This is a genomic window from Kordiimonas aquimaris (assembly GCF_025574485.1).
In the GTDB taxonomy this organism is placed as follows: domain Bacteria; phylum Pseudomonadota; class Alphaproteobacteria; order Sphingomonadales; family Kordiimonadaceae; genus Kordiimonas; species Kordiimonas aquimaris.
Genome location: NZ_JAOBPO010000002.1, coordinates 250,434 through 269,926 on the forward strand (window position 1 = coordinate 250,434; position 19,493 = coordinate 269,926).

At 48.8% G+C, this 19,493-nt stretch carries 18 protein-coding genes; 8 read left to right on the forward strand and 10 right to left on the reverse strand.

The window, feature by feature from the left end; all coding sequences use genetic code 11:
* Nucleotides 1-21: 21 nt before the first annotated feature.
* Complete coding sequence (locus OEU88_RS06895; RefSeq protein WP_262694404.1) at nt 22-423, forward strand: BlaI/MecI/CopY family transcriptional regulator; 402 nt, start codon at nt 22-24, stop codon at nt 421-423.
* Nucleotides 413-3,166, forward strand: coding sequence for an ankyrin repeat domain-containing protein (locus OEU88_RS06900; protein ID WP_262694405.1), 2,754 nt, complete (start codon nt 413-415; stop codon nt 3,164-3,166). Before OEU88_RS06895 ends, OEU88_RS06900 begins: the two co-directional genes overlap by 11 nt.
* 89 nt (nt 3,167-3,255) lie before the next feature.
* Here OEU88_RS06900 and OEU88_RS06905 read toward each other — a convergent pair whose 3' ends face one another.
* From OEU88_RS06905 to OEU88_RS06920, 4 genes are all read right to left on the reverse strand, one after another.
* Nucleotides 3,256-3,789, reverse strand: a complete 534-nt coding sequence (locus tag OEU88_RS06905) for a DUF1697 domain-containing protein (RefSeq protein ID WP_262694406.1) — start codon at nt 3,787-3,789, stop codon at nt 3,256-3,258.
* Between the two features lie 69 nt (nt 3,790-3,858).
* Nucleotides 3,859-4,140 carry a putative quinol monooxygenase gene (locus OEU88_RS06910; protein WP_262694407.1) on the reverse strand — a complete coding sequence of 94 codons (282 nt, stop codon included), beginning with the start codon at nt 4,138-4,140 and terminating at the stop codon, nt 3,859-3,861.
* 130 nt (nt 4,141-4,270) lie between these two features.
* Nucleotides 4,271-4,552, reverse strand: coding sequence for a putative quinol monooxygenase (locus OEU88_RS06915; protein ID WP_262694408.1), 282 nt, complete (start codon nt 4,550-4,552; stop codon nt 4,271-4,273).
* Nucleotides 4,553-4,573: 21 nt separating this feature from the next.
* Nucleotides 4,574-5,365: a glutaminyl-peptide cyclotransferase gene (locus OEU88_RS06920; RefSeq protein WP_262694409.1), complete on the reverse strand. Its 792-nt coding sequence runs from the start codon at nt 5,363-5,365 to the stop codon at nt 4,574-4,576.
* A 224-nt stretch (nt 5,366-5,589) separates the two neighbouring features.
* On the opposite strand from OEU88_RS06920, the gene OEU88_RS06925 reads away from it, so the two are divergent.
* The 3 genes from OEU88_RS06925 to OEU88_RS06935 all read left to right on the forward strand — a co-directional run bounded on the left by OEU88_RS06925 (nt 5,590) and on the right by OEU88_RS06935 (nt 8,363).
* Nucleotides 5,590-6,378 (forward strand): thioredoxin family protein, encoded by a 789-nt coding sequence (locus OEU88_RS06925; protein WP_262694410.1) that lies wholly within the window; start codon nt 5,590-5,592, stop codon nt 6,376-6,378.
* Between the two features lie 144 nt (nt 6,379-6,522).
* Nucleotides 6,523-7,773 carry a hypothetical protein gene (locus OEU88_RS06930; protein WP_262694411.1) on the forward strand — a complete coding sequence of 417 codons (1,251 nt, stop codon included), beginning with the start codon at nt 6,523-6,525 and terminating at the stop codon, nt 7,771-7,773.
* Nucleotides 7,770-8,363 carry a hypothetical protein gene (locus OEU88_RS06935; protein ID WP_262694412.1) on the forward strand — a complete coding sequence of 198 codons (594 nt, stop codon included), beginning with the start codon at nt 7,770-7,772 and terminating at the stop codon, nt 8,361-8,363. Before OEU88_RS06930 ends, OEU88_RS06935 begins: the two co-directional genes overlap by 4 nt.
* Before the next feature lie 187 nt (nt 8,364-8,550).
* On the opposite strand, the gene OEU88_RS06940 is transcribed toward OEU88_RS06935, so the two are convergent.
* The gene (locus OEU88_RS06940) at nt 8,551-9,006 is read right to left on the reverse strand and encodes an SRPBCC family protein (RefSeq protein WP_262694414.1); all 456 of its coding nucleotides are present in this window, start codon (nt 9,004-9,006) and stop codon (nt 8,551-8,553) included.
* Nucleotides 9,007-9,032: 26 nt separating this feature from the next.
* Nucleotides 9,033-9,707, reverse strand: coding sequence for a glutathione S-transferase family protein (locus OEU88_RS06945; protein ID WP_262694415.1), 675 nt, complete (start codon nt 9,705-9,707; stop codon nt 9,033-9,035).
* A gap of 180 nt (nt 9,708-9,887) precedes the next feature.
* On the opposite strand from OEU88_RS06945, the gene OEU88_RS06950 reads away from it, so the two are divergent.
* Entirely contained in the window at nt 9,888-10,223 is a 336-nt protein-coding gene (locus tag OEU88_RS06950; protein WP_262694416.1) for a winged helix-turn-helix transcriptional regulator, read from the forward strand.
* Between the two features lie 69 nt (nt 10,224-10,292).
* Here OEU88_RS06950 and OEU88_RS06955 read toward each other — a convergent pair whose 3' ends face one another.
* Entirely contained in the window at nt 10,293-11,777 is a 1,485-nt protein-coding gene (locus tag OEU88_RS06955; protein WP_262694417.1) for an alpha/beta hydrolase, read from the reverse strand.
* A gap of 156 nt (nt 11,778-11,933) precedes the next feature.
* On the opposite strand from OEU88_RS06955, the gene OEU88_RS06960 reads away from it, so the two are divergent.
* Nucleotides 11,934-13,451 carry a LytR/AlgR family response regulator transcription factor gene (locus OEU88_RS06960; protein WP_262694418.1) on the forward strand — a complete coding sequence of 506 codons (1,518 nt, stop codon included), beginning with the start codon at nt 11,934-11,936 and terminating at the stop codon, nt 13,449-13,451.
* 86 nt (nt 13,452-13,537) lie between these two features.
* Nucleotides 13,538-13,918, forward strand: a complete 381-nt coding sequence (locus tag OEU88_RS06965) for a hypothetical protein (protein WP_262694419.1) — start codon at nt 13,538-13,540, stop codon at nt 13,916-13,918.
* Between the two features lie 17 nt (nt 13,919-13,935).
* Here the strand turns inward: OEU88_RS06965 and OEU88_RS06970 are convergent, their stop codons facing one another.
* From OEU88_RS06970 to OEU88_RS06980, 3 genes are all read right to left on the reverse strand, one after another.
* Complete coding sequence (locus OEU88_RS06970; protein ID WP_262694420.1) at nt 13,936-15,039, reverse strand: MBL fold metallo-hydrolase; 1,104 nt, start codon at nt 15,037-15,039, stop codon at nt 13,936-13,938.
* 212 nt (nt 15,040-15,251) lie between these two features.
* Entirely contained in the window at nt 15,252-16,457 is a 1,206-nt protein-coding gene (locus OEU88_RS06975; RefSeq protein ID WP_262694421.1) for an alpha/beta hydrolase-fold protein, read from the reverse strand.
* A 64-nt stretch (nt 16,458-16,521) separates the two neighbouring features.
* Nucleotides 16,522-18,750, reverse strand: coding sequence for a TonB-dependent receptor plug domain-containing protein (locus tag OEU88_RS06980; RefSeq protein ID WP_262694422.1), 2,229 nt, complete (start codon nt 18,748-18,750; stop codon nt 16,522-16,524).
* Between the last annotated feature and the right edge of the window lie 743 nt (nt 18,751-19,493).

A 19,493-nucleotide genomic window follows, 5' to 3' on the forward strand; every position in this document is an offset into this window, starting at 1 on the left:
TACAAATGTAAACGTAAGAGCATGAAACACGAATCACAAGACACAGCTGACAGTAAACAGATCAGCGTTGCCGAAAGCCTTCTCATGGAAGCTTTGTGGCAAAAGCACCCGCTAACCGCGGAAGATATCACCAACAAAGTTGCCAAAGTGCAAGGTTGGAGTGCAGGTACGGTTAAATCGCTTTTGAACCGATTGCTGTCAAAAGATGCCGTGTCCGCTGTTCGTGAAGGGCGCAAGTATTTTTACAGCCCGGTTCTTCAGCGCGCTGATTATGTCAGTGCCGAGGGGCGCGGTCTTTTGAACCGCCTGTTCGACGGCAAGGTTTTGTCATTTGTGTCCCATTTCTCGGAAAATGAAAAACTCAGTGAGAATGAAATCGCAGAGTTAAAACGTCTGGTGGAGGCACTCGACGATGACAAATGAGATATTTGAACTTGTGATACGCGGTGCAGTTTCTGCAAGTGTTGCAGTTATTGTCGTACTGCTGCTGCGCACAACGTTGCGCAATGCATTTGGGGCCCGTGTTGCTTATGCGTTTTGGGTGTTAGTGCCTGTTGCAATGCTGGCAAACTTTTTGCCTGCGCAGCAAATTACCATCACTGAAACCGAGCGAGCACCCGTCATTGCAGATATTTCGCTCGTTCCGGAAACAGCCGTTATCCATCGCGCACCACTTGACCGTAATGTGTCGCTTGGCGATGTCAGAACGCTAAACACCGAACGAGTAGTGGCTGGCGCACCTGCTGATACAGTGCTTGTTTCGCCAGTTGTGACAGAAAGAAAACCAACAAATATATGGGAGAAATTTTCACTTTCAGATGCGATTCCACTGCTGGTCGCATTCTGGATAGCAGGCACATTGTTGAGCCTGTGTGTTCTAGCATTTAAGCAGCGCCGTTTTCTAAATGAACACGGTCTAAAAAATATAAAAAGGAGATTTCACGTGGCAGCGAGAGAAGACATAGGACCTGTAGTGATCGGCATTTTAAAGCCGTTCATCGTGGTGCCTAAAAGTTTCGAAAAGAAATTTAATAAAGTAGAGCGCAATCTGATTTTAGCGCATGAGCGTGAGCATATTCGCTCCGGTGATCTGCGGATCAATGCCTTTGCCGCAATTGTGCAGTGCCTGAATTGGTTTAACCCGGTTGTACACTTTGCCATGCGCGCATTTCGTGTTGATCAGGAACTCGCTTGCGATGAACGCGTGATGAAACGGCATGGTCAGCACCGCCGCATGTACGGCGCCGCGCTCCTGAAATCACAAGTGGGAATGCAATCGGCACCGCTTGGATGCATGTGGGGTTCGGCAGGCGCATCGCCGCTTAAGCAGCGCCTTGCACTGCTGGCAAAACCAAAGATGACACCAGCACGCCGCGGCATGGGGGCAGCCGTTTGTCTGGCTAGCGCGATGGCTGTTGGCACTGCGGCATGGGCAACTTTGCCTGCAGAATATACCTTTATTACTGCAACGCAGGAAGGTGTAGATCAACAAGAAAACACCGAACAGAGCGCTGCAGAGCGAGCCGAAGCCGAAGCGCAGCTAGATGCTGACTTTGATGAGAAAATCAAAGCCCTGGAAGAAGCAGCATTAACGCCTGAAATGCGCAAAGAGATTGCAGAACGAGCGGAAAAAGCAGCGCTTGCAGCATTGCCGGATGCAGTTGAAATTGAAACCATGGTAGAGGCTGCGCTAACACCTGAGATGCGCAAAGAGATTGCAGAACAGGCTGAGAAAGCAGCGCTTGCAGCACTGCCGGATGCAGTTGAAATTGAAACCATGGTAGAAGCTGCACTAACGCCTGAGATGCGCAAAGAGATTGCAGAACAAGCGGAAAAAGCAGCACTTGCTGCACTGCCGGATCAAGCTGAAATTGAAGCGCAGGTAGAGGCAGCATTAACCCCTGAAATGCGCGAAGAAATTGCGAGACAATCAAAGAAGGCAGCGCTTGCCGCCAAAAAGGTGAAAGCAGAAGCCGAAAGAGCAAAGGCTGAAGCAAAACGTGAACTTTCTATAGAAAAGAGAGAAGCCCTCAAGCGAGAGAAACGCGTGCAAATCTCGGCGCGGCGCGAACGACTGATTGCACAGCGAGCAGTGCTCAGAGAAGTCAGACATGAAAAGATTGAATTCACAGCAGCTGACGCAAAAGGTGTTGCACTTATTGATGCAATCGAGAGAGGCCGTACAGAGCGTGCAAACCTGTTAATTGACGATGGTGCCAATATTAATTTTGTATCAGACCATGATGGTACGCCGTTGATGGTAGCTGTAAGCGAAGGTGACAGAGAGATGGTGAAGCTGCTTATCGAGAAAGGTGCAGATGTTAATCTTGCCTCTCACGGTGATGGTACTGCACTTATTGTTGCGATGGACGAAAACGAGAAAGAAATCGCACATATGCTTATTGAAGCTGGCGCCGATGTAAACGCAGGCGTTCACGGTGATGGTTCACCATTGATTGTTGCTGTGGAGCGCGGTAACCGCGATATGCTGACGCTTATCCTTGAGGCTGGTGCAGACCCGAACGTTGCTGTTCACGGTGACGGATCACCGCTGATTGTCGCTGTTGAACGCAGGGAACGTGATATTGTCGAGCTGTTACTGGAAGCAGGCGCAGATCCAAACCTTGGTGTTCATGGTGACGGTTCGCCGCTTATCATCGCTGCCGCACGCGGTGACAACCAGCTTGTTGAACTGCTGCTGGAAGCTGGTGCTGACCCGAACATGACTGTCCACGGTGATGGCTCACCGCTTATCAGCGCCGTGAGCAAGGGCGACAGCGATATGGTTAAGCTTTTGATCAAAAAAGGTGCCAACGTGAATACACCGGCTGACGGTGACGGCAACCCACTGATCGCAGCTGCGCTGCGCGGTAGTGTGCCAATGGCGAAGTTGTTGGTTAAACGCGGCGCTGACGTAAACGGTTATGTGCAGGGTGATGAAACACCGCTTATTAATGCGGCACAGCAAGGCCACCTGAAGGTTGCCGAGTATCTGATTGACCAGGGTGCAGATGTTAATTTGATGGTTGAACGCGGTGAACACTACCGCAGTGAAACTGGTAACAAAATGCGCTCGCCGCTCGGTCAGGCTGAAAGGCGCGGCCACGACGATATGGTCAAACTATTGAAGAAACACGGCGCGCGCGATGTGCCGAAAGAAGACTAACCTCTAACTATAAAAAGAGCCACGCGGCGAGGATAACCGCAACCCAAGCCAGTGAGACTTTGTCTTGCTGGCTTTTGTTTTGCCCGAATTTATTGTGTCTTTGCAAGTGCGAGGATTTTGGTCGCGGAATTCAGGTTGCGTGCGGTTATTGGTGCGTTGATGCAGCTATCAATTTTGGCAACGAGTTTGGATCGACCAACACCGTCTGGTGCATGAAGGTACAGTACGCCGGATGAGGCGGTGAAATGCTCACTGTCTGCTTTGAGGTCATTCATGCGGTCTGTGTCAATCACTGCGCCCGGCTCGCTTATGAAAAACAGATGTACCGTCTTTAAGGCATTGTCGGCGTCTTTGTATGGATTGGCATCAAGTGCGGCACTTAGTTCATCAGCAGATAACATCAAAACAGAAGGTGCAAAGCCAAATTGTTTATCAATAGCGCCTGAAATTGCATTGCTGATGCTTGTTGCATCACCAGATGCACCAAACACACAGTTGCCGCTCTGAATGTATGTTTTGGGGTCAGTATATCCAAGGCCTGCCAGCAAATCGCGCAAGTCTGCCATAGGCAGGATGTTGTTGCCGCCAACGTTAATGCCGCGCAGTAATGCAATCCAGATCATTGACTTTGCTCCCCTAAAATTACCCCAGAAGCATAAAGCAGGCGTGCAAGGATGCCAACCCGGTGCAGATTAAATACAGTAGGGTTCGGTCGCGGTTACAATGGACATATTTTCCATGATTTTGCGTGCTTTGGCGATGTTGTCGCGCACAGCCTGGCTGGTAACACTTGCTTCGTGTGCTTGCTTGTTTTCCCAAACTTCGGTGATCCACAACAGCTCTGGCTCGAACATGTCTTTGGCGATAACAAAACTGATGCAACCAGGAAGGTTTCTGGTGCCTGCCTGAAGGATAGCCGCTAGCTCATCACGCTTTTCATGTTTTGCAGTTATTTTTACAATGACCCCATGCATGGTAGTGCACCCCCAATCGTCAGGATGATGTTTTTAGAACAATGCGGTTAACAAATGATTGAAAAACGTTTTTCAATTTCAATGCCTATATGACCAAGTGGCATAGATAACATGTGGCCAGTCTTAACTTCTATTTGTTGGCAGGTTCGGTTACTGCGGTCATAGCCATTTGTGCAATCAACGGACGACCTTTGGCAACGGAATCCTGCACTTGGGGCAGGCTGTGAGATGCGACGTGTGCTTGCTTGTTTTCCCAAACTTCGGTGATCCAGATCACGGCATCATCCGCCTGATCGCGCGCGATCACATAGCTTATACAGCCAGGCATGTTTTGTGTACCTGCCAGCAAAATATCGATCAGTGCGTCGCGCTCACCTTCCTGAGCGGTTATCTTGGCGATAAGACCATGCATAGTTTTGTCCTTCGTCTCGTTTTACCTGCGCTGCGTCAGTTCAATTTCAAACAGGTGCGCCCAGTTTTTGCCGGTCACAAACAGGCGTCCTTCACTGTTTACAGCAATGCCGTTCAGCACATCAGGCCTGCCAGTTATCGAGCCAGCTTTAGCGAGCAGGCCGCGCATGTCAATCCAGCCGGTTACGTTGCCGGTCTCGGGGTCAATGCGGGCGATAGCATCGGTTTGCCATACGTTGGCGAAGATCTCGCTTTTGCCGCCGGTGGTAACCCACTCAAGTTCGTTCAGATTACGCACGGGCTGACCATTAGCGGTCACGAAAATACTGTGCGCTTCCTTGTAGGTTTCAGGGTTTAGAAATTTCAGTGTAGGTGTACCGTCACTCATGATCAGGTGCGTGTCGTTTTTGGTTAGGCCCCATCCTTCGCCGGGGTAGCCAAATTTGCGTTTCATACGGAAACTATCAATGTTCCACACATAGCCGGTTTGGCGCTTCCACGACAGGCCGATCAGCTTGTCTTCCCAGTCAATAATGCCTTCACCGAACACGCCGGCGGGAAAGTTCTGTCGCTGCAATACTTCGCCGGTTTCAAGTGCGACCTTGCGAATGGTGGACTGTCCGCGTTGGCCTGTGCTTTCATACAGGGTATCATCGCGAAAAAACAACCCTTGTGTAAATGCGTTTGGGTCATGTGGGTACGTGTTCACGACCGTGTAACCATACACAGGAATGTCTTGTGCAAGTACCCCTGAAAGGGCGATCAAACAGGAAAGCAGGCATAGAGGTACAGTTTTGATAAAGCGGTTATTCACGAGCGGTTTTCTGTCCGTTTTGTATCATTTTACATCATATATCGTACGCAGCTTTAGGGCGGTAATACGGCGCAGTCTTGCGATCAATATATACGACTAATATGCGTTGTCAGGAACAGATTGTCGAATGCCATTTTTGATAAGTGTTTACATACTTTTGATCTGGTTGCACTTGAGCGTCAATTTCTTTACCGTGAGCGCAAATAATCAAATGGGGATTTGTTGTGCTTAAGTTTTTGCAATTAAATGTGGTTGGCGCTTTGCTGGTGTTGGTTGTTGCTGTGTCGGGCCGTGCTGATGACAGCGAACTTGCAAGCCCATATGTGCCTTCAGAAAATGTGATGGCAGATGTGGATGCAGCCTTGGCGCGCGCCAAGGAAAATGACAAGCTTGTACTGATTGTGATGGGGGCTACTTGGTGCCACGACAGCCGCGGCCTTGCACGGCGTTTTGCCGACCCAACAATTGCATCTGTTGTAAACGACAGTTACGAGACCTTGTATGTTGATGTGGGCTATCTGGACAGTGCGCGTGCGGTTAACCAGCGGTTTGGTATGCCGTCCATTTATGCAACACCTACGGTGATGATTGTTGACCCTGAAACAGGCGCGCTGAAGAACAGCAAAACCATGCATATTTGGCGCAATGCTGACAGTATTAGCTACGGCGACACGCGTAGTTATTTCGCGGAAGAGGCCGTTAAGGCACGCGCCCCTGAAGGTGATGTTTCGCCGTTGTTGCAAGCATATTATGCAAAGATTGATGCCTTTGAGGCAGCACAGGCACAGCGCCTTGTTACTGGTTATGACCTGATCGGCCCGCAGCTTGCGATGGGACCGGGCAAATATCCTGACGGATTTGAAAAGCTGTGGGGTGAAGTGCGCGGTTTCCGTTACCAGCTTACCGATGACCTGCTTGCCCTGCGTGCTTCTGCCGAAACACTGGCGGCAGAAGGCATTGATGAAGAACTGACATTCCCTGAATACCCTGGCTTAAGCTGGGAAGGCGAGTAATACCACGAAGTGATCAGTGGATACGTATTCTATTAATTTAACTTATTTTATTTGAGTGATACCTGTGTACCTAAACCCATGCACAGGTTCGTGAAATGCTAAATAGTCTGGAGTGAATAGTGAACGGGTTGTAAGGGGAAGATAATGCCTGAGAATACGAAGCAGTTAATTGCGGATGCTTACCACAATATCAGTGATGTTTTAGATGAAAGTGAACTTACGCTGCCACAACTAGATGATAGTGTCTCACTATATGATGAAGCAAATGTGCTATCCCAATCTTTCAATCCATTTGAAGTAGACCTATTACTTGAAGAAGTGTTTGGGCACTTGAATACATGCCTTAGTGTACATCAAAGCGCACTTGTAATGGCAGAAAAGGCTGTAAGTTTTGCGATATCACAATCGCAAGAAAAGCAAAAAGTAAAAGCTCTTGAAGAACATTTATCTTATCTGAATTCTCCGAAAGCGCTGGCATATACTTCAGGAAAAATCAATCAACAAACGAAGCTGGTTATGGAAGGTGAGCATGCACAGGGCGAAGCTGCATCCGTCGCTGGTGCGCTATCTGATACTGAAGCGAGATTAAAGGTAACCGAAGAAGAAATACGGATAAAAAAACAGCTGCAGCGATCACTCCGTGAACAAGCAACAAGACAAGGCAGCCCACTTAATTACCCTGAACGTTATAAAAAAGAAAAACAGGTATTTGTCGGGGAATTTAAAAAGCTACTTGCCAAGAGTTTGGCAATTGCCGTTGGTATAGACACAATATTTGATATTAAGCTTCCTGTGCCTGATGCTGGCGCTGATCTGCTTCATAGATTGAACACATGGTATAATGAGGTGGTGGCTGAGCTTGAAAAAGAAATGAGTATGCAGCAGGTACTCAATTTTAAATTGCCGATATCAGAGAGATATAAGTATGCTTTTAATGACTGCCCTGCATTAATAGACAGCGATGCCAGCACGTTTGGGGCGCAGCGTAATGCCGGAACGTTAGAGTTTACAATCCCTGAGGAATTGTTCGCGCACTTTAAGAATATTCGGTTGCTTTCTGTAGGCTTAAGAGCGTTTGTTTCGTCTCAGCTTGGCCCAAAGAAAAAGAGACCTCCCCGGTCTGAAATGATCTCGTGTATATTAAAACCACCTTCTCAAAAACTGTCTAACGGTTACGCGATAGAGCTTCAAGGCCATCCGCTTGAATTGTATACTAATATTAACCTGCATACCGTGCTTGACGGTGAAACAGATGCTTACTTCAATATTAATCCTGTTGGCGAATGGGAAGTGAAACTTCCTAAAACTTCTACATGGAATGCTATCAATCGAGAGTGGATTGGTAACATGCATATAGAAATCAAGGTTATAGCTGCTCCGGAGTCAAGCCAATGAACCGGCGCCTTTCCAGAAAACAGCAGAACCATGTCAGGCAATTAAGCCGAAACATGGAGCGCGGCAAGTTGATACGCGGTCAAACGAAAGTGGGGCCAACAGGACAAGGTAGATCTAGCCGACCTGGTAAGGTTTCCTCCACAAAAGGCGCGCCACGTTCCTCCAACCCGGACGTTGGTGCATTGCTTCAAGGTGCGCAGGATTGGGCTAAGTTTATTAACGAGCTTAGCAATGGGACTATGGACGACATAAATGCAATTACAGATCAAGTTAGAGAGCTTTTGAACCCAGGCCAGACCGTTCGAGTTATGATTAATAAATCTACAGGGAAGGTAATAGGTGTTATTGACCCAAATGCTCCGGTAATCCGACCTGGAACGCCTGATCCAAATGTTGTTGAAGTTACTGTTACAAAACCAGAGATATCGCAGAAAAAGAATGTTTGCAGCCCTCCCAAAAAGCGTTTCAGTAGAAAAGCTTTTAATCGTGCGGCACAGTCTAATCGGGAATACAATGAAGGGCATAATGCAAGCGCCTATGGTGATAGAGGATACAGAGAACACGCAGACCGCGGTGTGGTGTGGGCTTGATACATGTTATGCGTTTGTTGAAGAACCATAAACCCGAGCTGCTGCAAGCACATAAGATACAGGTAGTGCGCGGAAGGCATGGATGAAGAACTGACATTCCCTGAATACGCAGCACTGAGCTGGGAAGGCGAGTAGTTAAGCCACCTTCGACCTCTGCGCTGCATTTGGCACAGAGGTCATGTTTATTCTACGCAGCTTTGTGCGGGGTGCCGGTGCCTGTATCCAGATAGGCCTTCAAACTTTCCGTAAAGAAGAAATCCCACCCTGCTGTGCATATGTCAAAACACAGCAAGTCCGGTGTGAGGCCAATGTGGTGAAGCGTTATATTTGTAACGCCGTTTTTTTCCTCAATGCTCCAGATAACCCGCGTGTCCAGCCATTCCGTTTCGATCTCTTTGGCTTTGCCTTCATGAACATGCATTGCAACAACACACCTGAGTTCAATATGCTTATTGAGTTCAAGCTTCATTGCTTCAAATGTCCAGAAAGATATGCCGGGCGGGAAAGTAAACTTTGCGCGGTCACCAACTTTTTGAAGCGGTCTATCCGGTTTTGTCCACCAGTGCTGATAGCCTGTGGTGAGGGCAGCATAAGCAGTTTTCGCATCAGCTGTTGTGGCAATGGTTTTATTATAATCATTCATGGTTTTTCCTTATTTTCCATTGCCTGTTACCAGTGGCGTGGCAGGGTGCTGTCAAAACCCGGCAGGGCGCTAATTTGTTTTTTCCACGCGGCGATGCGAGGGTATGTATCGTCTGTATCATGCAGACCTAGCGCTTTCATGATGTCAGGTTTTGTGTCCACGGCGCGCTCAATGAGCCGAACTTCCGGGAATGCGACAGCATCTGCTGCGCTGGGTACATCACTCGCCAGAAACGGGTTTTTGGCTAACAGGTTTTCAAGGTAGTTACATTCCTTGTGGTAAGCCGCTGCCGCTGTTTCCCATGCAAGGCGTTCTGGTGTACCTGCTTCGGGTAGTGCTTCACCCCTCACCAATATGGGGGCGAGCAGGTCATTGATTGCAGCACGCAGGTAGTCACAGCATTCAAGTGTGATTTGCCACACGTTTGCTGTCTCGGAAAGGGTGCGGCCAAAAAGTGGTTTTTCAGGGTAGGCACTATCCAGCCAGGCAAGGATGCCGAGTGAATCGCGCAAGATAAAATCATCCTGTACTAAAACGGGAACTGTACCGCGTGGGTTCAGGGTTAAAAATGGTTCAGACTTGTGTTCGCCCTTTGATGCCTCCAGATACTTTGTCTCATAATTCAGGCCTTTGAATGTAAGGCCCAAAAGAACGCGCCACCCACGGGGTGCGCCGCTGACGCTATATACTGTTATTGTCATTAGTATGCCTTTGTTGCTTAACGGTTGTCGTGACTTGGTTTTGATGGGCTGCTCTGTGAAAGCATTGACCCAGCAGCAAAAATACGATTTTAGTATTGTTTCACAAGAAGGCAGTATTTTCGTATATAGTATTGTTTTTCATACTAATGTGTAAAATCAATAGGTTATGGATTAATAAAAATGAAAGATACAAGCGATATTCCGGTGGTTGAAGAGTGGAACTGTCCCATGCCAGACATCGCCAAGCTTATTGGTGGCAAGTGGAAGCTGATCATTTTGCAGATTCTCATCTTTCAGGGCACGAAGCGTTTTAATGAACTGCGTAAAATGATTGACGGTGTAACCCAAACCATGTTGACGCAGCAACTGCGTGCGCTGGAGCGGGACGGCCTGGTGCACCGCAAAGTGTATCCGGAAGTGCCACCTCGTGTGGAATACACCGCAACACAGCGTGCCCTTAATTTGACGGATGTGTTTGAAGCAATGCATGACTGGTGGGTAAAAGATAATGATTAGAGCGAGCCTTAAACGGGTGCGCACGCCAGCCTTTTCAGGTGCCGGCGCGCGGTATTTTTAGCGGTAGTATTACCTCCCTGGAAAGCTTGTAAAGTCTGGCAGCTCGACCGTGATGGTGCGTCCGTCGACGGTTTGTCCGCGCATAAACGCCTGAATGGTTTTTGTCACCTTGGGGGTTAACATAAAGGAATTATGCCCGCCGTATTTGATCATTACGGTTTCACGGTTGGATAGGCCCACAGTTGCTTCCTGTGCGCTTTCTGGATAAGTGCGCCCATCTAGCGTGCCGGATAATAATAGTACAGGCACATCAGACACTGGCGGTGCGCGAAAGGTCTCACCCAGGTCAAGTGATGGATCTACCGTTTCGAGGATTGCTGACATATTTGTTTGCAACCCGAGCAATGACGTTTTTGCTTGCGTGGCAAGCATGTCACGGCGCTGCTGACTAGAGCCAGAAGCAACATCCATCAAGATATGCATTACCGGAAACGAAATGGCGTCATCGGTTGGGTCAACAGCGCGCTGCATCAAGCCAACCAGTGGCTCGGTGATGCCTGCATCCAGTGCGGCATACACATTCAGGATGATCGCTGCGCGGGTTGGGTCTGCAACAAGTGCAGAAGTAAACTGCTGCATTGTGCGTTTTTGCAATAGATACGGCACAGTCTCACCGCTGCGCGTTGGCACCGATAGCATCAAGGGTTCGGCTTCCAGCCTGTCGAGCACCCGTTTGATGAGTGCTTTCACGTCAGGGAACTTTGCTTTGGCCTCCGGCACCGTGTTGATGGCGGCTTGCAGGCGGTCAAAATACTGGTCTGCTCTTGCGGGCTGTTTAACCGTTTGGTCCAGCCCTTCAATGGCCATAATCACGACCCGGTTCAGGTGGTCATCGATCTGTTTCAGTGCAGCAAGTGACAGGTGGGAGCCATACGATATGCCCCACAGGTTAATCTTTTCCGCGCTTAAGTGCTGGCGCAGATCATTCAGGTCAGCCACGCTTTCGTTGGTGGTATAACCATGTGGGTCGATGCCTTCATTTTTCAGGAAATCCAGACATTCCTGCAACGCTGCCCTGTGTGCCGTGACATAATCTTCATCGCTTATCGGGGTGGTGGTGCTGATGGTTTGCGATGTCCGGCACTCGGGCAGGTCGTTGGACACACCAGTACCGCGCTGGTCAAATGCGATGACATCGCCGAACTCACGCATAGCCATAAACAAAGGGAAGCGTTGATGTTTCGCTGCGTTAATACCGGAACCACCCGGGCCGCCTGCCAGATAAATGGTTGGTGTGCCCTTCGCCTTACCAGTAGCGGGGAAGCGCACATACTTAAGGGTTAGCATACGACTGGCATCAGCTTGCCTGTTTTCAGGGACTGTGAATGAGCCCTCGTAGGCGTCAACCGTTTCACCGGACCTCGCTTCAAAGGTTATCGCTGTCTCGCCCTTATGTGCCATGCTGGTTTCCTGTGCCGTGGCCTGAGCCGTTAAAGCACAAGCGATACTGAGCGGTATTAGAGTGGGCGGCATCAGGCTGGCTAATTTTGTCATGGTCTGTTCTTTCTTTTGTTTTTAAGTTTCTTCGTTTTTGTTGATGAAACAAACTTAGGAACGGACCTTGCGCGCCACACGCGAAATTAAGTAAACGGCTGTGTTTTTCCGTTAAACGGAGATAGACGGTATCTTTTTACAGTTGTATGGTACCTCATGAATTTCTTGTCGCTTCGTGTTTTCTGCTTTGTTTACATGGTCTTTTCCGTTGCGCCGCTCGCTTGGGCGCAAGGGCCGAAGCTATACGGCCTTGATTGGGACCGCATCACTGTATGTCCTGCCAGCATGGCAGATGAAACACCGCCGGACTTTATGGGCGACGATTGTAAGTCGGTAACGCCGCAAGAAATTGATCCACAAAACACGCTTATATGGGTACGTACCTTTGTTACTCTGGATACTGATCGAGGGACGAGCGGTGAGCCGCTTTCGCTGTATATTTCGGGTAAGATGTCGAGCGAAGTTTACCTGAACGGTCAGTTTGTTGGCCGGAACGGCATGCCGGGCGATAGCGCTGCATCGGAAATAGCGGGCGTGATGGATGCGCAGTTTTATCCACCGCAAGATCTATTCAATGTAGGTGACAATGAAGTGGTGCTGCGTGCCTCATCGCATCATGGCTTTATTACGCTGGCATGGCCTGTACACGGCATCGTAATTGGGCCTGCTGGGGTGTATGCAAACGGATCGTTGCCGCAGTATATCCCGGCGTTGTTGATGCTGGGTTTGTTTGTGATGGGCGCGCTGTATTTTGGTACCATGGGTGTGATATCTACGCCGCGTGTTCGGTTCTGTATATTGAGTTCCATTTGCTTATTTGCCGCAGCACAGTTGGTGGCGGAAGCACTGCGTGGCCTCTGGCCTTACCTGTATCCTGTGCATGATATTCGCTTGTTATCTATTGCATTGTTTTCATCCGGATTTGGCCTGAGTGTTGCGTTCCATATCTTTCGCATTTATGCAGCGAATGTAGCCCTTAAGGTTGTTGCAGGATTGGCGGCCTTGTGTACCCTGGCGCTTATTTATATGCCCGGATTTGATTACAAGGCGCTAGTTGGCATGACGTTGCCCTTGTTGGCGGCGATGATTGCTTCTGCGCGGTGGGGCTTTATGGGAAGACGCCGTGCCTTCCTGTACTTTGCTATAGTGTTTGTTTTTGTCGCTGCAATTTTTGCTTTTCGCGGTCTGTTTCTGGATACGCTTTTCTTCTTCCTTGTTGCCTTCTTTTTACTGCTTATCTTCATCGAGCAGGCAATAACGCTAGCAGAAGAGGCGCGCCAACGCCGTGTTGAAGAAGCGCGCGCGAACCAGCTGGATCTTGCGCTGGCTGATGCGCAGGAACGCGGCACAGCAAGCGAGATAAATATTAAAAGTGCTGGCAAGATGGAGCGCATCGCCACCAGTGAAATTCTCCACTGTCAAAGTGCTGATGGCTACGCTGAAATTATTCTGGTTGATGGTCGTACAGTTTTATATGCGGCAACACTGAATGACATGGAAAGTGAGCTGCCGGTCACGTTTCTGCGTGTGCACAGATCGCACCTGATCAATGTGAAGTTTGTTGAGGCACTTAGCCGTGACCGTTCCGGTACCGGAACATTAACGCTTGCTGGCGGCGTACAGGTGCCTGTTAGCCGCCGTATTATGCCAAAAGTACGGCAAGCGTTGGCGTAAGCTAATCCATCATTTCGGGGTGAAATGTCGCGGCCCTGTTTTGCATCAACCATGTTTGCTATTATCTGTTCCTAAGGGGAAGAGATATGACAAGCTATGAATGGGCCTTTGTGGCTGCAGGGTGTGTCGGTTGTTTTGTGGCTGTTTTCCACGGTGTCATCATGCAAAAAAAGATGATACCGCCAATTCTTTCAACGATTAGATTGCCTGAAACAACGCATAGGCTTGTGCCGTTTCTGCTGCATTTTAGCACATTGTGCTGGTTCCTGGGCGGTGCGGCGCTTATTGCTGTGACATTGTATGCAAGCAGCCTTGTAATACTAACCACAGCGGCGTTTGTGGGTGCGTTTTATACATTTGGTGCTGTTGGAAACTTTTGGGGCACGCGCGGCAAACACCCCGGGTGGATGTTGCTCGCTGTTGCTGTTACACTCATCGCTTATGGTGTTTCACAAATAGTAAGCTGACCATTGTTATACCGCTCTTATTCGACCTTTTTACTACTCATTGGGTTGTGTAAAACCATTGTTGCGCCCAATTTCATGGTACCAAATTCGCTGGGCGAAATATCTTCACGTACGCGTGCCTGACGCAGCCGCTGGATAGGGTCCATCGGTTCTTCTGCAGTTAGTGGATAAGTTCCCCAATGCATGCCGATGGATTTGCGTGCTTTCAGGTCTTTATGAATCTCCACAGCTTCGTCCGGGTCTACATGATATGTCTGCATGAAATCGCGCGGATCGTAGGCACCGATCGGGATCAAGGCTAAATCGACAGGGCCGTTCTTCTCGCCAATTTCCTTGAACTGTATAGGGTTGTATCCGGTGTCGCCCGCAAACCATATGCTCAGATCACCAAAGTTGATGTGCCAGCTGGCCCATAATGTCTTGCGGCGGTCAAATATGCCGCGTGCTGACCAGTGTTGTGATGGTTGTGCTTCAATTTGTAGAGCGTGGGTAAGCCCGCGAGTAAAACTTGGGTTCGCCTGTTGCCACCAATCAAGCTCGCTGATGCTGGTTTCGCTGACGCCCTCATTCATCAACCATTCTTTCAGGCCCAGCGGTATAAGGTATTTGGGGTTGCTGCCAAGCACGCGAATGGCTGTGTCATTAAGATGATCATAATGGTTATGACTGATCACCACATAGTCAATAGGTGGCAACTCGGTATAATCTACTGTATGCGGCGTATAGCGTTTTGGGCCCGTAAAACCAAGAGCCGATGCGCGATCACTAAAAATAGGATCTGTCAGGATGTTTATACCCTGATACTGGATTAAAAATGTGGAGTGTCCAAGCCAGCTGATTTGCGGCGCAGCCGCTGGTTTGCGCACTTTGTCCAGATCAAGCATCTGGTATGGAACAAGGTTTGCCGTTGCTGTGTGGTCTGCCCACTGAACACCACCAAACATACGCATGCGCAGGAAGCTGAAGAAGGTTTTGTTCGGGTCTTCAACATGAATGTTTTTAAAGCCACGCGTTGTATGATGCGACGGTGCATCATCAAGTGCATATTCAGTTGGCCTTATGCTGCAAGATGAAATGCCAGCAACTAAAATCAGAAGAAGAACAACTTTACGGGGTGTCACACCGCAACCTCATGCTTTTAATAATTATTACCTGTTACGACACCCACACAAATGATTAACAACTATAGGCTGCTTTTGGCTATCTTTTTTTAATCACAATTGGTTATAGGGAACCTGAATGCAAACTTAGAACTGGCTCGCAATCTCAAGCCATATGGCGGCGCCGCATCAGAATCAGCGGATTTGGGGCATTTTATTCGAGAATGAAAAAGTTACTCTTGAGCCATTCTTGTCTCGTTACGCCGCAAGTTGCGGCTGAACCAATCAACATCCTCATCACCTTGCTCTGCAGCAAGGTTTACTGCGTTTTGGTAAGCTTTTTGGGCGTCTTCCAACTGACCGGCTGCGGCATAACCATCACCAAGACTATTATAGACGCGAGGGCGGGTAGGATATGTTTGGGCATTCTTGTTAAACAAGGCGAGGGCCTGCGTGTGCATTCCTTCCTCACTATAGAGATAAGCTATTTGCCGCAGTGTTGTTTGAGGCATGCCTTCTTCTGCGCCGTATTTTATGGCGCGCTCCGCAAAAAAGGCATCTAGTGCGGCAATGCCACCGGCACTTTCGAAGGATTGAATGTCAATGTAACTCGGAGCCTGAAAGTCGGAGAAAGCATGAGAGAACCCTTGGTAAATTGTTAGATAGGGTGTGGTAATATGCACCTGTGCATCAATAAAATTGTAGCGCCACTTAAATGATTCAGGCGCCGACCTATCAAACAACGCAATCAGTCGGTTCAATACTTGTGTTACTTCCCTGCCTTCTTCGGCCATTTCCGTTAGTGTCAAAAATAATGTACTGGAAATCGTAGGGTTAGATGCAAATAGCTGCTCAAATTTTCCAACAAGTTCACCATCACGCACATGCACTGCCGGGCTTGCAGTGATATAATTATCAAACATCTCATTATGATCGACCATGATACTAAGCGTGAAGTATCCAGCCAATGAATGGCCAAACAGAGTTTTATGGCCGCTGGTGCGATATTTAGTATCAATGAAAGTAAAAAGCTCTTCGCTCATAAAGCGGCGGAAGTTCTCTGGTTGTCGGGCTAAGTCACGCTCTCTAGTGCCGTGGTTATTTGGCAGCGCTACTATGATACTTTCGGGCATGCGGTCCCGTTGTTCCAGTACTTCTGCACCAATGCTTCCATGTGTGAAATGCCTGTCACCATCAAGTAAGTAAATTACTGGATACCGGACATCAGTATCGGCGGCATTATAGCTTTCAGGCAAGCGAACCAAAACTTGTCGTTCTTCACCAAGAATTTGCGAGTGCAAGGTATACTTCTGACCAACTTCCACAATAACAGGTGTTGCAACAGGCTCGGCTACCAAGGGCTCAGCAGCAATAGCTTGTGTGAAAATGGCATTGATTGACAACACCCCCAAAGTTAGCGTGAGCACAACAAAGTTCATGCAACAATTCCTATCATTTTATGACTAGTAATAATTTTACAAGCGGACCGTTATTTCAGCGCAGTTAAAACTGGCTTGTAACCTCAAGAATAATGTTAGCGCCGCGCCGGAACCTGCGTGTCTGCGAGCCGTCTGGTTCGCCGCCTCTGTCTGGCTCGAAGAAATTACGCTGGCTTGTAAAGCGTGCGCCGTTGAAGTTTTCAACCTCTAGCCGGGTCTTAACACCGAACCAGCGTGTTGTTTCCACGAAGAACGTAAACCGGTCATTGCCGCTAAAAGTGTTTACTTCTTCAACGAAAAAGTTTGGTTCGTCAAAACGGCCTTCAAGACTTACGCCCCATGCAACACGATGTTCAGTAATATCCTGGCGAAAGCGGAAGTCCAGTTTGCGTAGGTTGCGGTCACTGATGTTGCGATCAGCATTGATGATAGGGTCAAAGAATGTTGTCCGGCGGCGGCGGAAAGTAAGCTCCAGCAAACCACCGGGCAGGGCAAAATCAAGCGGCAGGTTTGCTTCCACGTCAAAGCCCGCGATGTTTGCAGAGCCGGCATTGCCGCGTCCTGAACCACCAGATGGTAGAATGACCTGTTCAAGTAGATCCTGACGCTTGAGCACAAAACCGCGCAGATTCAAAGAGCCGCGCTGGCTAAATTGCCAATCAATGCGGGTTGTTGCACGCCACGTACGATCTGGCCTCAGTTCCGGGTTACCTGCAAGCACACGCTCCACCGCTACATCATTGGATGCAGCAAAGTCATCAAAATCCAGCTGGCCAATTTGACGAACGCCCTGCAATTGAAATTGTAGATTGTCGCGCACATTATATGTGGCCGTTAAGGTTGGTTTGAAAAACTTAAACGTTTGCGTGGAATTGGCATCACCGGTCACGCGCAACCGAGAAATTTCCCATGTTAAGCCACCATCCAGTGTAAGTTTCTCGCCAGCTTGCCACACAAGATTAGTGAAGACTTCACCGCGTATTTCAGCAACCTTCGCATTAGCTGACGGTACGTCAATATCAACGGGGCCGTTTTCGTCTTCCTCGAACAGATCAAGCGTGCTGACCAATTGATTGTAAGCAAGCTCGGCGCCAAACTCCGGCTTTAGTCTGCCCGCGCCGCCTTTACCAACCGTTGTACGCAATATGGTTTCGATGGTGTCTCGCTCTCTCAACGAGTCCTCAAGGAAGGTTTGCTCTCTGCGATTATTTTCTTCGATGAACAAGCTCGGGTTCGTACGCGATTCAAATGCTGTTAAGCTAAGTAGGCGAATATTCCATTGTTTGGCAGTGGTTGTTGACCAATCCGCGCCCAGCTCAAAGGCATGGTCACTGTTTGGTTGATCAATCGTCACAAACTCGTCAGGGCGACCGTCTGGCTCGCGACCTTCAAAAATTTCACGTGTGAACACGTTGCCCGGACGGCCACCGCCAAAGCGTGTGTTAACAACCAGACGCCCACCAAACAGGTTTTTGCTGGCTTCGCCGGTGTACCATGCCCATTCACCGCCATTCAGGCGAAATTCTGTTGTGGTAGAGGTCAGGTTACCGTCGACATCAAAATCGCGGAATATGGCGTTACGCGGGTTAGACCATGTACCTGTTGATAAACGCGAACTGGTTTCCCAGCCGTCAAGGGTTGTTGCGTATGTAAACTCAAAACGTGGGCGCAGTGCACCGTTTGGACTGCGTTCTAAACCAACGCGCGCTGTGCCTGTGCTTGCGCCTTCAAGGCGAACGACATTTGCAACAACCGTTTGGCCGGCTGTTTGGCTTGCCCCTACACCGCCGCGTGTTACTTCAATAAGCTTAACCTGTGTTGCGGGAATACGGCGCAGCACATCCTGAAGGCCGTTTTTAGATACGGGGCGTGCACCGTCGAGCAGCACATTACCAGCTGTGCCACCAAAGCCGCGCGCGTCGCTGCCGCCATTAAGGCTAAAGCCGGGGATGCGTCGCACCATTTCAAGTGCGTTTTGCGGCGCGAATTTGTCGAAATATTTTACGTCATAGCTAATTGTGCCGGTTTCTTCGTTTATTTGAAACAAGCCTTCATCATCGTAACCTTGAATGCCTTCTTGAGTTTCCGGCGCGCTGTATTCTTCCTGGGCAACGATGATTTCTTCAACGACAATCTCGCTTGCGGCGTTGCTCGCTGGTACCGCGAATGTAAAGGCTGTAGCTAACGTAGCCATCAACGCAGTATTGCGTTGAATACTGTGCAAAAGATTGTTGTGAGTATTTTTTCGCATCTTGATATCGTGCGTTTTCTCAACTGTGTCCTGCTGTCGCATATTTTGCCCAACTAGTTAATGCATACTACGATCGTTCATCTGCACGTGGCAGAAGATTTGTTCGCGACCCATACCCTGTTTGTACTTTGCTGCGTGGCAGCTCTCGTACCCCCACGCACTGATTAAGCATGTGCAGCGATTAGGTCAATGAGTGTTTTTTGTATTGTTACGTTATTACAAAACCTTTATTGTCATGATGGTGATTGAAGTGATGATTTTTGCGGCCAGACGTTGCCACGGCGCGGTTAATTGATGGGTAAGGCATTAAGGGGTGTTGGTCACATTACTGTGAGACTTAGTGAACAAATTTCGCCTTCATTTCACGATGCCGCTAGATCGGTCAAAACAGGCGGTAAAACGCTTCTCTGCAGCGTAAAAATAACTATATGAATAAACATCGGCAATTATTGAACCGTTTGCCAAACTGAAACGACGAAACAGCGCCAGCAAAGGAGATGAGCAAAGAAAATTTCGATGTCTGCACCCCCGACCCCTACCGCAGACAGAGACAAAGCAATGATGATTAGAGAGTTTGCGTTAGTCCGTTCCGAGTAGCATGCGCATGCTTTTAGCCTGATATTGTTTTCGCTTTTTTTGCATACCATCCATCTTGTTTGCTAGCTGTTAACGGTGACTTTGCTTGCCGTTACAAAAGCTAAATCGGCCCTTGAGCTTCGGATCCCCGTTTGAAGTCTTACCGATTTGGCGTCCCGCGCGCTCACCCCCATCCATCGAGCGCGCGG

What these genes read in the sequence shown, in the direction of transcription:
- OEU88_RS06945 (WP_262694415.1), bottom strand. Translation starts at nt 9,707, where the DNA reads ATGACAATAACAGTATATAGCGTCAGCGGCGCACCCCGTGGGTGGCGC.
- OEU88_RS06960 (WP_262694418.1), top strand. Translation starts at nt 11,934, where the DNA reads ATGAATTTCTTGTCGCTTCGTGTTTTCTGCTTTGTTTACATGGTCTTT.
- OEU88_RS06935 (WP_262694412.1), top strand. Translation starts at nt 7,770, where the DNA reads ATGAACCGGCGCCTTTCCAGAAAACAGCAGAACCATGTCAGGCAATTA.
- OEU88_RS06930 (WP_262694411.1), top strand. Translation starts at nt 6,523, where the DNA reads ATGCCTGAGAATACGAAGCAGTTAATTGCGGATGCTTACCACAATATC.
- OEU88_RS06965 (WP_262694419.1), top strand. Translation starts at nt 13,538, where the DNA reads ATGACAAGCTATGAATGGGCCTTTGTGGCTGCAGGGTGTGTCGGTTGT.
- OEU88_RS06975 (WP_262694421.1), bottom strand. Translation starts at nt 16,457, where the DNA reads ATGAACTTTGTTGTGCTCACGCTAACTTTGGGGGTGTTGTCAATCAAT.
- OEU88_RS06955 (WP_262694417.1), bottom strand. Translation starts at nt 11,777, where the DNA reads ATGACAAAATTAGCCAGCCTGATGCCGCCCACTCTAATACCGCTCAGT.
- OEU88_RS06895 (WP_262694404.1), top strand. Translation starts at nt 22, where the DNA reads ATGAAACACGAATCACAAGACACAGCTGACAGTAAACAGATCAGCGTT.
- OEU88_RS06915 (WP_262694408.1), bottom strand. Translation starts at nt 4,552, where the DNA reads ATGCATGGTCTTATCGCCAAGATAACCGCTCAGGAAGGTGAGCGCGAC.
- OEU88_RS06940 (WP_262694414.1), bottom strand. Translation starts at nt 9,006, where the DNA reads ATGAATGATTATAATAAAACCATTGCCACAACAGCTGATGCGAAAACT.
- OEU88_RS06980 (WP_262694422.1), bottom strand. Translation starts at nt 18,750, where the DNA reads ATGCGACAGCAGGACACAGTTGAGAAAACGCACGATATCAAGATGCGA.
- OEU88_RS06910 (WP_262694407.1), bottom strand. Translation starts at nt 4,140, where the DNA reads ATGCATGGGGTCATTGTAAAAATAACTGCAAAACATGAAAAGCGTGAT.
- OEU88_RS06900 (WP_262694405.1), top strand. Translation starts at nt 413, where the DNA reads ATGACAAATGAGATATTTGAACTTGTGATACGCGGTGCAGTTTCTGCA.
- OEU88_RS06950 (WP_262694416.1), top strand. Translation starts at nt 9,888, where the DNA reads ATGAAAGATACAAGCGATATTCCGGTGGTTGAAGAGTGGAACTGTCCC.
- OEU88_RS06905 (WP_262694406.1), bottom strand. Translation starts at nt 3,789, where the DNA reads ATGATCTGGATTGCATTACTGCGCGGCATTAACGTTGGCGGCAACAAC.